Origin of the sequence: Cellvibrio japonicus Ueda107 (assembly GCF_000019225.1) — a bacterium.
Taxonomy (GTDB): domain Bacteria; phylum Pseudomonadota; class Gammaproteobacteria; order Pseudomonadales; family Cellvibrionaceae; genus Cellvibrio; species Cellvibrio japonicus.
On sequence record NC_010995.1, the window covers coordinates 4,091,282 to 4,104,240 of the forward strand.

The 12,959-nt window shown below is 42.9% G+C and carries 10 protein-coding genes; 1 reads left to right on the forward strand and 9 read right to left on the reverse strand.

Features of this window, described 5'->3' with window-relative positions:
- Positions 1-23: 23 nt before the first annotated feature.
- Positions 24-1,097, forward strand: coding sequence for a hypothetical protein (locus CJA_RS16455; protein WP_012488990.1), 1,074 nt, complete (start codon positions 24-26; stop codon positions 1,095-1,097).
- Between the two features lie 174 nt (positions 1,098-1,271).
- Here CJA_RS16455 and CJA_RS16460 read toward each other — a convergent pair whose 3' ends face one another.
- The 9 genes from CJA_RS16460 to CJA_RS16500 all read right to left on the reverse strand — a co-directional run bounded on the left by CJA_RS16460 (position 1,272) and on the right by CJA_RS16500 (position 12,876).
- Complete coding sequence (locus CJA_RS16460; RefSeq protein ID WP_012488991.1) at positions 1,272-2,465, reverse strand: hypothetical protein; 1,194 nt, start codon at positions 2,463-2,465, stop codon at positions 1,272-1,274.
- Positions 2,455-3,375 (reverse strand): glycosyltransferase, encoded by a 921-nt coding sequence (locus tag CJA_RS18855; protein ID WP_012488992.1) that lies wholly within the window; start codon positions 3,373-3,375, stop codon positions 2,455-2,457. Before CJA_RS18855 ends, CJA_RS16460 begins: the two co-directional genes overlap by 11 nt.
- Positions 3,376-3,378: 3 nt before the next feature.
- On the reverse strand, positions 3,379-4,908 hold the full coding sequence (locus tag CJA_RS16470; RefSeq protein ID WP_012488993.1) for an oligosaccharide flippase family protein: 1,530 nt from the start codon (positions 4,906-4,908) through the stop codon (positions 3,379-3,381).
- Complete coding sequence (locus tag CJA_RS18860; protein WP_012488994.1) at positions 4,905-5,927, reverse strand: GNAT family N-acetyltransferase; 1,023 nt, start codon at positions 5,925-5,927, stop codon at positions 4,905-4,907. Before CJA_RS18860 ends, CJA_RS16470 begins: the two co-directional genes overlap by 4 nt.
- Positions 5,928-5,939: 12 nt before the next feature.
- Positions 5,940-8,567, reverse strand: a complete 2,628-nt coding sequence (locus tag CJA_RS16480) for a tetratricopeptide repeat protein (protein ID WP_012488995.1) — start codon at positions 8,565-8,567, stop codon at positions 5,940-5,942.
- A 43-nt stretch (positions 8,568-8,610) separates the two neighbouring features.
- On the reverse strand, positions 8,611-9,906 hold the full coding sequence (locus CJA_RS16485; protein WP_012488996.1) for a hypothetical protein: 1,296 nt from the start codon (positions 9,904-9,906) through the stop codon (positions 8,611-8,613).
- A gap of 55 nt (positions 9,907-9,961) precedes the next feature.
- Positions 9,962-10,750, reverse strand: a complete 789-nt coding sequence (locus CJA_RS16490; protein ID WP_012488998.1) for a tyrosine-protein kinase family protein — start codon at positions 10,748-10,750, stop codon at positions 9,962-9,964.
- Between the two features lie 9 nt (positions 10,751-10,759).
- On the reverse strand, positions 10,760-12,277 hold the full coding sequence (locus CJA_RS16495; protein WP_012488999.1) for an XrtA system polysaccharide chain length determinant: 1,518 nt from the start codon (positions 12,275-12,277) through the stop codon (positions 10,760-10,762).
- Positions 12,278-12,339: 62 nt separating this feature from the next.
- The gene (locus CJA_RS16500) at positions 12,340-12,876 is read right to left on the reverse strand and encodes an XrtA/PEP-CTERM system exopolysaccharide export protein (protein ID WP_041552620.1); all 537 of its coding nucleotides are present in this window, start codon (positions 12,874-12,876) and stop codon (positions 12,340-12,342) included.
- Positions 12,877-12,959: the final 83 nt, after the last annotated feature.

A 12,959-nucleotide genomic window follows, 5' to 3' on the forward strand; every position in this document is an offset into this window, starting at 1 on the left:
GCCCGAATCAGGAGATAGACAGAATGAAGCTCACTACATTATTGGGGTCCACCATTGCACTGGCTGTTAGCCTGCATACCCTTGCAACCCCCCGCGTAGAAATTGTGAGCCTGCCAACAGAGGGCACAACAGAGGTCGAAGTCTCTGGAAGCGGATTTGGCCTGTTCAATGGCGACATTGTGAGTTGGGATGATTTTGAATCCCATCCGTCCGGAAACCGCATTGCAGGACTCAAGCCTGTCAGTGGCAACACCTGGTCAACGCTATACAACTATGCCGGTAATGGTATCCACATCGACCAGGACGCATCCAAAAGTGTAAGCGGAAAGCAATCTGTCAACGTTGACTGGACAGTGGATCCTGAATCAATAAGAGCCTTTGGCTGGGCAGGCAAAGGACCTTATGACCAACTGTATATCAGTTACTGGCGACTTATGACCGGTAACTTTGTAGCTGCCACCTCCAATCACAAACAATTTTATCTCTATGGCAACAAGGCAGGCTTTCCCCAGGCTATGCCATTGATACCAGGCGGACAAAAAAACTGGGGATTCTACAACAATGTAAGTACGGGGTTAATAACTGCAGAAAATCCAAATCCCAATAATATCAACAATCTGGGCTGGAACTGGGACAACACCAGCAACCGGATGCAGCGCTGGGAATTTTTCATCAAGCTCAATGTGCCCTATACCGAAAAAAATGGAATCATACGCGCTTGGCTCGATGGGAAACAGGGTATTAATAACACCAATTATCAGGTAAGGCATGTTGATGGTGAGTTTATCGATTTTCGCCTGGGACACATGGCGCAGGGCTTTTTCACTACAGCCAAAGCCTGGTTCGATGATATATATATCGCCACAACACAAGCCCGTGTCGAATTATGCAATGCCGATAACTATGACAGTTGCACCATAAAACATATCCAGTATGTCGAGCCGACAAAATGGTCTGATAACACGATAAAGTTTAAGTTACGCAACGCTGAAGCATTTAAAGAGGCGAAGGCATACATCTATGTGATCGATGCAGATGGACAGGTATCCAATCCAATCCCCCTAGCCAACCCTGCTCCGCCCAAGCCTATCAATTAATTATTGCAGCCTTGTTTTCATCGAAAAGCCATGCTTACCACAACACGAAAAATGAAACCTTAAAAAAAGCTACTGCTCTCTTGATTCCTTATTCACGGAACAATTTTCGATAATCAACAGACTCCATGAGAGCTATATCGCTAAGGGGGCTCAGAGCATTTAGCCTGCGTATTGTTAAGCTTTTTTACTCTTCAACATGTCATAGCAAGCAACAATTAAATTTCGAAAGAAAAATTTAACCTTATCGAAAAGGGGTTCACCATGCCAATAACTAATATCCACATCCTTTCCCCATCCCATAGAACACTTGTTATTAAATTTAAAATCTTTTACCGAGACAAATTCCGAGTCATATTTTAATACAGAGGCTATATCAATTAATGCGTGCATCGTAAACCATGTAGAAAATGTATTGGCCTGATCTACAGGAGTTTTCGTCCTTGGCATACTGTTATGAATAAAAGAGAACCCCTTTCTATCCATAAACCCGCTATTTTTTACATACCTATCACTGACAATATGATAAAGACATTTACGCAATGAGGATCTAATTTCCTTTCTTTTGTAGTCGAGAGTTTTATAACAATTAACCAATATATCTATGCCATCAACGTCCTGGCATGTTCCACCACCTCTCCACTTTGAATAGCCCCCATCAAAATGCTGCGTATAAAGAACAGAATCCACTAATTTTTTCTGATACGGAATGGAACGATTTTTATAAAAAAATAAAATCAACTGATGATAAGCCCCATACATTGCCTTATGAACATCACATCCTCTATCCGTCCCCCACAGAGCAGTATTCGGGTCTATAGTTTTCTCTAACCAGGAAAACAAAAGCTCCAGAGACTCTACACCTTTTCCTGTATTTTCTATCTCATGTATCAACAATTGACCTGCAAACAATAAATTATTGCCTTCAACCCAGGCCATACTTAAATCACGATCATCTAACCATTTGATAAAGTGGTTGGTATTTAAAAATTTATCGACATAACTAATCCTACTCCTTGGTTCTCCTCCCAAAATATTTAAGGCAGGCAATATATGGCATGTCAAATGCAACTGTCTATGCTCAAGATTATGGTGAAACTCAATACCTTCATATAATTCCGGGGCGTCAAACAAACCTGTGGCAGAATCTTGATGAGCGCAAAGGTAATCAATCCAATTCTGTTTATCATCCACACTAAACCTATTTAAAACACCAGCGTAGTGATATGCCATAACAGCAAACGCACTTGAATATAAAGTTGTTTTTTCTGCATCGATATATGGCTTAAATAAAAAAGTTTTATCAATACGGCATGCATCAAAAAAATTGACGCAGGATTCAAACACTTTTTCAATATCACTATTGTTCATTTTTACATACCGATTTCATTAACAATGAAAAAACATATATTATTTGTTTTTTAAACGATATTTTCATTTTTGATTTTGCATATCCTAACGCATCAACAACAATATCGTATCGTTTACTTTTAAATAATACTTTTGAGAAGCTTTCGCATATTTTTGCCTCCCTCAAATCAATCCTATTTAAAAATCCGTCATTAATAAGATTATAGTTTTGACCAACCTCTCTTAGCCTGTCCATGCATGATCTAAGTCCGATATACCTAGAATAAAAATTTTTATGCGCATTATCATCGTGCAAGCGATAAAAACATAATGTCTCACGCAAGGAGACGAACTTAGCCAGGGGAGATATTCTTATCCAAAGATCATAGTCCTGGCAGTTTTTATAATTTGGCGACTCATCAAAGCCACCAACCGTTAAAAATAAATCTCTCTTTAAAATTACACTAGATGTACAAATATAGTTTCCATCTATTAATTTTTCATAAATATAACCTTGGGGTAATTCATATTTTTCAGGCTGATTTTCTAATATATCTCCATTCTCATCAACCCATGTTCTTTCTGTATAAATTAAACCCACCTCATCCTGTACAGATTCAAGCTGCCGCTCAAGCTTATTATCGGCCCAACAATCATCCGCATCTAAAAAAGCAAGCCATTCCCCATCAGCTTGCCTACACCCAAAATTTCTAGCGCCTGCGCGACCTCTATTTTCAATAGAATAGCATTTTACTCTCATATCATTTTCGGAAAATTTCAGCGCTATCTCCCTGGTGTTATCAACTGAACCATCGTCCACAATGATCAGTTCAAAATTTTCCATAGTTTGAGATAAGACAGAGTTGACAGCAAATGCCAGAAATTTTTCAGCATTATATGCAGGGATAATAACAGAAACCTTTCTTTTCATTTTTCATCCAACTTTATTTAAAAAACCATTTTTAGTAAATTTTTTCTTTAACAGTCCAATTTCCTGTCGATTAAAAAGAAAAAAAGAAATCACTAATGAACACACTATAACAACAGGCGCACTTAATATAATAAAAGCCAAATCCAAGCTATTTCCCTTAATCCATTCGACATAGACAAATGTAAGAAATACTGCATGAACAACAACTACCAAAGAGAAGCGTACCAAAAGCTCAAAGAGCTCTAATTCAACATACCTTTTTACTAAAAAAGGAAGTGTTATTAAACGGCTCACTATTAATGGAACAGTCATTGCCACTGCCGCTCCATAAATACCGTAAACAGGAATTATCAATACACACAGCAAAGCAGATATTATTATTTCTATTATTGACAACCAAGATATCACATGATGCTTTTTAAGTGTCATCAGTAAACTGTTAATAGGGCTAGTAAAATAAATTGATAATCTACCTACGATAAGAATCAATAAGCACAAGAAGCTCTCATTTGTAGGAACTGCACCTTTCATCCATACCTCAATAAATGAAGATCCCAATATGCAAAAACCAGAAAAGGCAACCAATCCCAGTGCCACATCCAACTTCAAAAAAAGCATTACTGCATCTTTTAATTTATTGTTTTCATTTTTTGCATAAAGCTCAGTAAATATTGGCCCCGTTATTCCTGTTGCCTGCATCAAAAACTGGATAGCATACTCCACCAATCTGATGGCTACATAATAAACAGTAAGCGCAATATTGCCCAGATAAAAGGCCACAAACCAAATATCCATTTTTTCACGAAGCATAGTTGAAAAATCAGTGATAAATACCCATTTTGAAAAATGAAAAACTTCTTTTATGGTTGAAAGATCAATTAATTTTTGATCAAACTGCATTCCCTTAAACAATCCGAGTGAAAAACGAATAAATAATATAGTGCTTATTAAACCAGTAACTAATGTGATCAAAGCCATGGAAATAAGGCCATACCCATTAGAAACCAACAAATAAATACATAATGCATCAACAACGCTTTTTAACATTCTAATTTTTGCAATATAATCATATCGCATATAAGCACTAATAATTCCAGGAAATGCCTTTGCTGGAAATTCCAGTGCTATTGAAAATCCTACTATAACCAATATCGTTTGAGCCAAGGTTAGTTGCTCTGAGTTTTGCATTAGGCTTTCAGCCCCAAAATATGCAGCAACGATCGAAGCAAGAAAAACCAATACTCCAAGAATTGAATAAATGACCAGCGCTGTATTAATAATGCGGTTGGCGGCATCGGGATTATTTTGATGAATATATTTGGAAACATAGCGGGTGACCGCCTGATTAAATCCAAGATCCAATAAATAGTAAGTTCCAACAATGCTGCCAATAACGATCCATAATCCATAGAGCTCCTTCCCTAAAGTCTGGATCAAAAACGGCATCATTAATAAGCCAATAACAATACCCACAAGTGTTTGTAACACTCGAAAGCCCGAGCTTTTAAGGACTAGCGAAAACTTTGAACTCACGATGGTGTCTCACGAGGATGTAGAATTCTCTGGAGTTGGCGTAGTTTTTTAACCCAGCCGCGCTCAAGCTGGTAACTTTTTAACAGCTGTTGTTGAGTGGCGATACGAGCCTTGTAATTGATATTTTTTCCAAAGCCAGCCATAAAGTCATAAATCTGACGTTTATATATTGCGTCCTCTATGGCGTATCCCATATGAAGCGCTCCCAATGCAATTTTAGGATATTTACTTTCATAGTAGCCCGACTGAAGATTGTAGCGGACGCCCTGCCACTCGATGTCTACCAAGACAGAAATAACCTTGCCATTAAGCGTCAAACTTTCTAACAATAATTGACCTTGCTCATCTTTTAAGCGCTGCCCCAAATTAACCATGAATGCCTGTGTATCTACAGCATAACAAGGGCTTCCCCAACGCAGACAATGGAACTGGTTTAACAGCACAAAAAACTCATGTGCCCGGTCAAGAGAATACACATGCCGATCAACCTGCCCTAATGCAGAGAGATTTTTACGGCGATTGAAATAGGAAAGACGTGTATTAGCTCCCAACCCTGAAAGATAGGATTGCCAATCACCAGTATTGACTGAGTACGCCATTTCCCTCTTGGCAATATGGGCCTCCGCATCAGCTTCCTGAGCCAATGCTAAAACCTGTTGCTCAGGTACACCTGGAGAGATGACATCAGGTATAGGAAATAGATTCCATGGAAGCGGCGCAAGCAACCGCATTAGAGACTCATAGCTACCGGCAAGGGCCAACAACGCATTGAGATTATTGTATTCCGCACGAGGCGTTGAAATTTTTCCAAAACCAGTCCCTGCCAAGCACAAACAGGAAGCAGGAATGATTTTTTTAAAAGCAGTGCGTGTGATATAAACACATTCTAATGGATTGGCACTCCCCCCCAAATCCATAAGTCTTAATCCCGGATGTTTCCCCCAGGTATCTATCCATGCCTGTACCCAGGCATGGCTTCGAAACACACTGGTGTGCTCCGAGCCTGTCTTATCGTGCATGATCACATTAACTCATGGAGCAGCTTTAATTTTTGCCTGCTCCAAATGTGCTTTAATTTCAGCATTGTCAGGCTCTATATCAACGGCTTTCTGCAATACGTCTATCCCTTGATTGACACTGCCGGTCTCAACTAACACCCAACCGTAAGTATCCAATACTGCTGCAGAATTGGGTGCTAACTGTGCCGCTTTACTGGCCAATTCTACAGCTCGCTTATCACCTGTCTCATAGTAGAGCCATGCAAGATTATTGAGAACTAACGGAATATTAGGTGATAGTTCAAGTGCTTTTTCATACCACTGTATTGCTTCCTGTTGATTATTTTTAGCCTGTGCAGCCATGGCTTTCATAACAGCCATTCGTTGACTATTGGGTAGTTTATTAGCCCATTCATCGAGAAACCTACTCAGCTCCGCTTGCTGATTATGCTGTTGGTAAAATCCTGCAATCGCATTGGCAGTGGTTTCTGTTGGCTTTACCTCCCAGGAAAGACGGAATTGTTTAAGCGCCTCATCAGATTTCTTATCTGCAAGGTGTATCACTCCCTGCAAATAATATCGCACTGCCATGTTATCTTCCGTTTTGACAAACTGATCCAAGAGTTTTTGTGCTTCCGGTATATTGTTAGCAGCGATTTCCGTCTCGATCAAACCGGCAAGATAACCGGGACTGTCCGGGTAGAGATTAATAGCCTTTAAAAAATAAGCTCGCGCCTCCGGCAATTGATTAGCAATACGTAGATTTGTTGCCTTGGCCTGGTAAAGATCAGCCAGGCGAGCACCTACCTGACGCGCCTGGTTACTGTCAGTCATTGCATTTTCTGCGTACACCAAAGCATCATCCAGACGACCGCTTCTAGCCATCAATTCAGCCAACACCAACGATGGCTGCCAGGCTTTGGATGTTTGCGCTAACTCCTTAAGAAAAAGCTCGGCCTGGGAAAGGCGGTTTAAACTAACGATATGGCGCAGCCACGGTCTGTATGGCGCAGTAGCCGCCGGATTAGCAGCAATCGTATTTTGCCAGGCGACAACTGCTTTCTGTGGGTTTTTCTGTAACTCATAAAGCTGAGCCAAACCAGAATAGGCAAGTTGTTTTTCACTATTTTGAGGCATGGATAAAGCACGCTCAAAAGCCTTCTCAGCAGCCACATAGTCTTTTTGCTCAACAGCATACCATCCCTCAAGGAATGGCCCCCGGGCATTGTCCGGATAGCGCTGGATAAAGGAATTAATTTCATCCCTGACGCGCTTGATTTCATCATTGTCAAACAACGACTTCAAATACGACTGTTGGATAACCAAATCCAAAGGTTGTTCCTGATAGGCTTTTTGCAACTGCCCGATAGCTTGTTCTGGTTGTCCCAGGGCCATATAACGTTTTGCCAATGCAATGCGAATGCGCTGCTGCCGGGGATTAAGAGCTAAACTTTTTTCCAGGGCCATAGCACCTTCGGCACTTTTTTCATCCCTATCCAATAAGGCAAGCCCATAAGTCGCCAATATATCGGGGTTATTAGGCTGGCTCTCACTTGCCTTTTTCAACATCTCTACCGCATCTTCCATTTTATTACTGCGGTATTTCACCAATGCGGCCATTTGCAGCAAGCTCGACGCTGCAGTTTCCGGGTCTATATATTCATCGAATAAGTTGGCAGCACGTTCATCATCCCCCTGCTGGAATTCGATCATTCCCAATAGGGTTGCTGTATTTTTATCATTAGGAAATTGCTCTCTCAATTCGGCGAGGATAGCTTCTGCTTCCTCCAATTTATTTTGCTGGTACAACTCCAAGGCCTGGTTGAATCGTTGTTGTGCGGCATTACTTTCAGGGTTCGCTTCAGCCAATACTTTTTGGTAAGTATACGCTTCGCTAGTACGCCCCTGTTGAATCAGGGTATCGATCAACTGCGACAACACTCTGGCCCGCTGTACACTTAACACATCCGTTTTTGGCAGCAATCCTAAAACCTTGGTCAATTGCGACTCGGCTTGCGGTAATTTTTGCGAATAGAGATATATGCTGCCTAATAACTCAAGCAGTTCAGTGTCTTCCTGGGCTTGGGGCAATACAGCCTCCAGAATAGCCTGGGCTTCCTCGGGCTTTCCCTGAGCCAAGACATAGGTCGCGCGAATCTTTGCCTGTTGAGTTTCAACTCCTCCAACATTTATCAACTCTTGCAGTGCCGCATCATAACCGGCCCTGTCCCCCAAATAGGTATTCGCAATTGCCTTTGCAATTGCCTGGCGCTGTTTATTCTCAGGAGTTGATGCCGGGTAATTGTTGATAGTATCGATCACCGAACGATATTTCTTGGTATGCAAATATGCCTCGGCCAGCTCTGTCGAAACCTCTGGGAATTTACTCACCACCTTGGATAACATTTGCTGGCTGGTGGCATAGGCACCAATTTGCCCATAGATACGGCCTAGCAACAAATACCCGTCTGCACGTTCTGGTTGTAGCCGTACAACGTTTTGTGCTTCCAGAACAGCAGCTCGTAATTGCCCCTGGCTGATATAGGTACTGGCCGATTTGATATGACGATCCGCTTGCTCTCGCTGTTCCTGTTTTTTATCACTGCATCCCGTCAGCGATATAACCAGTGTTATAACCAGTAGATAAACATAGCGTTTCATAAGAAGACTCACTTTCCTGATGTGTAATAGGCAATAGATATTGCTATTTGAATACATAGGTTAAATTCATACCAACAAAGTTTTCGGTATAGTTAGCATCGCCGATTTTTTGCTGACGCTTTTCTCGCGAGGCAAGAATTCCCAGCCGCAATGGATTGGCAAACTCATAGGTATACCCTATACGAACTCGAGCCAAATCATAGTCTTTACCCATTAAGCCTGCTTTAAATTCCCTTTGACTATAGTCATAGCTCAAGTTGAAACGTGAAACTCTGGAAAAATGGTAGCCAAAACCAATCCCGGCTACGCGTTGATCAGCCTGCTCGGTTTGCGCCAGGTAGTCATCTTCAGTTACAGCAAGATTTACATGCAGGGCACATCGCTCACACAATAGCGAAGAATCCCAGCGCATTTCCATATAGGAACGTTCCATCTGCTGTACAGTATCCGAACCATCGCTACCAGGAAATCCATCAATACCTGCATAGTTACCATCGCCCAGAGACGAATCGGTAATTTGTCGGCTAGCTAACACAGACCACTTATGTAAACCTGATTGATATTCGGCACTAAGCATATACACACCACCGCTATCATCTTCCTGCGAATCATTTTCGGTTTTGTTGTATCCGAGCTGAACCCGATAAATAAATTGACGCAATTGCGCCGCATAACTAAGGGTGGCATTTAGATAACGATAATCTGCGGATGATAAATGGTTGAATGAAACATCGGTGTGTTGTACTGAGAATTGCAGGTTATCTGTTGCAGACAGCAAATGTACCAACGCCAAGGTTGCACCTTCACGCTCGGAATCACGCATAGGACTTCGGGCGTAATCTATCTTCGTGAAGTCACCAGAGAGAATGAGTGTGTCAACACTTGTTACACGCAGGCGCGCACTAGGTATTACCGTAAAAATATCGCGTTCATCAAGATTATTTGTGATATCTATCTGGTCAGGTGTTTGCAGCAGGGTTCTCCGCGAATGCTTCAAGAGTAAATCTACCGGACTATCCGGGGTACCCCACAATAAAGAAGATGCACCATCGAGATAAGCATCATTCTCTTGAGAGTCTTTTGCATAACGCTGCTCGACGGCTTGATAATTGACTAATGTTTGTACCTGGCTGTTACTGTAGTTAACACCCACATTGAGACGATATTCATCCTGGCGTTCATCGATTGCATTATCCTGGCTTTTTGTCGCATTATCAGACATACCACTGCGTGCAGAAAGCGATATCTTATAATCATTCGACTGACCGGTAGCCGCTAAAACCTGGGATGCACAAAAACATAAAGGTAAGAGGCTACTAGCGTATTTTTGATAATTCATTGAGTCCTCCCCCTTGAGCTGTCTATATTCCAGATCGGGTTGCGAAATAATTTACTTAGTTGTTAAACACTAGCCCTGCAAATTTTTCTTTACTGACTGCATCAACCGCTGCCAATACCTCATCTTTTACCGCTTTGCCAAAGGGCACCACTAACAGGGCATGATCACAATATCTCGCCAATATGCGTGCCTCCGTAGACTGCTGGACGGAAGGTGCATCCATGACAATAAAACGATCCGGATAGCGCGCCTTGATTTCGGCAATCAAGACTTCCATACGTTTGGAATTAAAGAACTCCGCTGCAGATTCACTGGACCCACCTGAAGGAATCACACGCAACCGTTCAACACCACTGGGATAAATAATATTTTTCAGCGGCACGGTATAGTCGGTGAGGTATTGGGTCAGCCCTTCTTTCATAGGTGTCGTGATATAGCGCTCCACATCAGAGGAATAGGGATTACAATCAACATATAGCGCTGTTTTGTGCTGGTCCAGTGCAAAAGTGGCTGCCAAGTTAAAACTGAAATAACTGGAACTCCCCGCGCTCGCTACAGAAGAGACCAACACCACCATATTGTCGCTCTGCCCTCTTTCGAGCAAACGAATACGCACTTCGCGATAAGCATTCAATACCTCACGCTGACGCATGCCGGTAAAAATAATCTTACGTTCGTATAACTCATCCTGTGACCAGAGCACTGGCAACAGCATATTTTTAATCTGCTCGCGCTTCCGGTGCTCCATAACCGCAGCCTTAACCAGTTGATCGCTGGTTTCAACCAACGCATCGACTGATTCCATCAGGCTATTGAGGTTTTTATCTTTTTGCTGCTTATCCATTCAACACCCCTAGCCTCTTGTTGTTTGCCAAAAAACAGCAATGGCGATATAACCGGCCAAGGCCACCAGTGATATGAAAAATACCAACAGCATATCCTTCTTCAGTAAACGCTCACCCAGAGGTGAATTGAAATGGGGGATAACACCAATCAACGTCATATCTTCCGGTAGCATTTTTTGCAGCATACGCGCTGAACGAAGGTGTGGATCCAAAAACACATAGAGCACTAATAATCCAAAGGGCGCTAATAACCCCAGGATGGGGCCAAGCACAGCAAAATGAATAAAACTTAAACCTGACGGTTTCAGAGGAAAACTGGCGGGCTCCTGAATGCGATAACTAATCCCCTGCCCCTCAATATCCAACGTCATGGATAAGCGTGCGGCCTCTTTGCGCTGCAACATTTCCTCATAAACCTTACGCGTTACATCATAGTCACGGGTTAACTCGGAAAACTCTGCCTGGCTTGCAGCAATACGCTGCTGGCGCTCAAATTCCTGCTCTTGCAACGCCATTAACGACTGCATGCGGCGCTTCTGTGAACGCAAGGTTACATCTGCTTCAGCCAATTGCTTGCGCAGCTCTTCATATAGTGGGTTTTCAACACGCTCACTATTGCCATAGACTTCGCCAGACTGCTTGAGCTTTTCGATAGCTTGATCAATTTCAGCAATTTGTCCACGCAGGGAAATAACATCAGGGTAGCTTTCCTGATAGCTTAATAATAATTGCTCAAGATGAGCCGTCAGTGTCTGCCGGCGTTGGCGCAACTCATCCACTTGCCCCTTGGCCTGGAGATATTGTCCTTCGTTATTTAACTGTTGCTGGATGGTATTGATTCGCGCCTGCGATTCCTCAATCGCAATTTTCAGCGATTCGATTTCCTGGCGCAGGCTGGCAATACGCGCACTAACTGCTGCCTCAGTACCGTCTGTATTTTGTGATTTGAATTCCTTCAGCTTTTCCTCTGCCATTTCCAATTGTTTTTTATAGGTTTGCACCTGGGCATCAATAAAGTTGTATGCACCAACGCTCTCCTCACGCTTTTTACGCGCAGTCCCTTCAATAAATACATTGATGATAGCATTCAGTATTTCGAAGGATTGGTCAGGGTTATTTGCTCGATAGGCCACTTGAAAGTGGTTATTATTGCGCTCGCGCTTGATAGTAATAGCCGCACGAAGCTGGCGCACTACCCGATCCTGCTGCTCTTCTGTTGCGCGCTCATTCAACAACCCAGCCTGGCGAGCCGCTGCCACCAGGCTGCTGCGGGTATAAATAATTTCGCTTGCCTGTTCAGAGCGATCAATTTTAGTAACTTCTGCGCTTCCCTTGAGCAGGGGTTCGATAATATTGGTCACATCGGCGAATAATACTGCACTGGTGGTGTAGTTCTTCGGCCAAATCAATCCTACACCGAGAGCGGTATAGGCAATCCCGATAAAAAGCAAAACACACCAAAAGCGAAAGCGAATTAACTCTGCACGAAGGGCAAAGAGCATTTCTTTTAAATAGACTTTATCCATGAATCATCTCTGGATACGGGGCAATAAGGCCCGTTATAGCAATAGAAAAAATATAACTCACATTAAAAAGCACGCTCAGGTACCGTCACAATATCCGATGGCTGCAATAGGTAATTGGTATCTATCTTGCCATCGTTGATCAGGTCATCGAGGCGGATAGGATAAACCTTTACAACACCATCGATTTTGCGATACAGCCTGGCCTTGTTGGGCGATGCATAAATGTTGGTTCCACCAGCCAGCAATACCAGATCCAGAACGGTCATACCTTCACGATAAGGAATAGACTGCGGGCTATTGACTGCGCCGGTAATGCGAACACGACGCTGGAAATCCGAACTGCTGGGATTGGTCACAATCACGGTCACTTGAGGATTGCGAACATAGGTGGTAAGACTTTGGACAATATTATTGGAGAGCTGGGTAGCCGTGAGGTCGGCAGCAGGAATATCGCCGATCAGGGGCATGGAGATCTTGCCATCGGGACGGACGGGCACAGCCAGTGACAATTCCGGGTTGCGCCACACATTGATCTGCAGAGTATCCCCTACACCTATACGATACTCTGCCAGCAAACCGGAGTCCGACACAGGGGGCATTTTTTCCATCCGGTTTCCTGCACAAGCGGCAAGCAGTGATAGACACAGGATAACCATCCATCTAACAGTCAAGGATTGTGTCA

Excerpts from the sequence above, each read along its gene's own strand:
- CJA_RS16455 (WP_012488990.1), top strand. The coding sequence starts at position 24 with ATGAAGCTCACTACATTATTGGGGTCCACCATTGCACTGGCTGTTAGC.
- CJA_RS16460 (WP_012488991.1), bottom strand. The coding sequence starts at position 2,465 with ATGAACAATAGTGATATTGAAAAAGTGTTTGAATCCTGCGTCAATTTT.
- CJA_RS18855 (WP_012488992.1), bottom strand. The coding sequence starts at position 3,375 with ATGAAAAGAAAGGTTTCTGTTATTATCCCTGCATATAATGCTGAAAAA.
- CJA_RS18860 (WP_012488994.1), bottom strand. The coding sequence starts at position 5,927 with ATGCACGATAAGACAGGCTCGGAGCACACCAGTGTGTTTCGAAGCCAT.
- CJA_RS16480 (WP_012488995.1), bottom strand. The coding sequence starts at position 8,567 with ATGAAACGCTATGTTTATCTACTGGTTATAACACTGGTTATATCGCTG.
- CJA_RS16485 (WP_012488996.1), bottom strand. The coding sequence starts at position 9,906 with ATGAATTATCAAAAATACGCTAGTAGCCTCTTACCTTTATGTTTTTGT.
- CJA_RS16490 (WP_012488998.1), bottom strand. The coding sequence starts at position 10,750 with ATGGATAAGCAGCAAAAAGATAAAAACCTCAATAGCCTGATGGAATCA.
- CJA_RS16495 (WP_012488999.1), bottom strand. The coding sequence starts at position 12,277 with ATGGATAAAGTCTATTTAAAAGAAATGCTCTTTGCCCTTCGTGCAGAG.
- CJA_RS16500 (WP_041552620.1), bottom strand. The coding sequence starts at position 12,876 with ATGCCCCCTGTGTCGGACTCCGGTTTGCTGGCAGAGTATCGTATAGGT.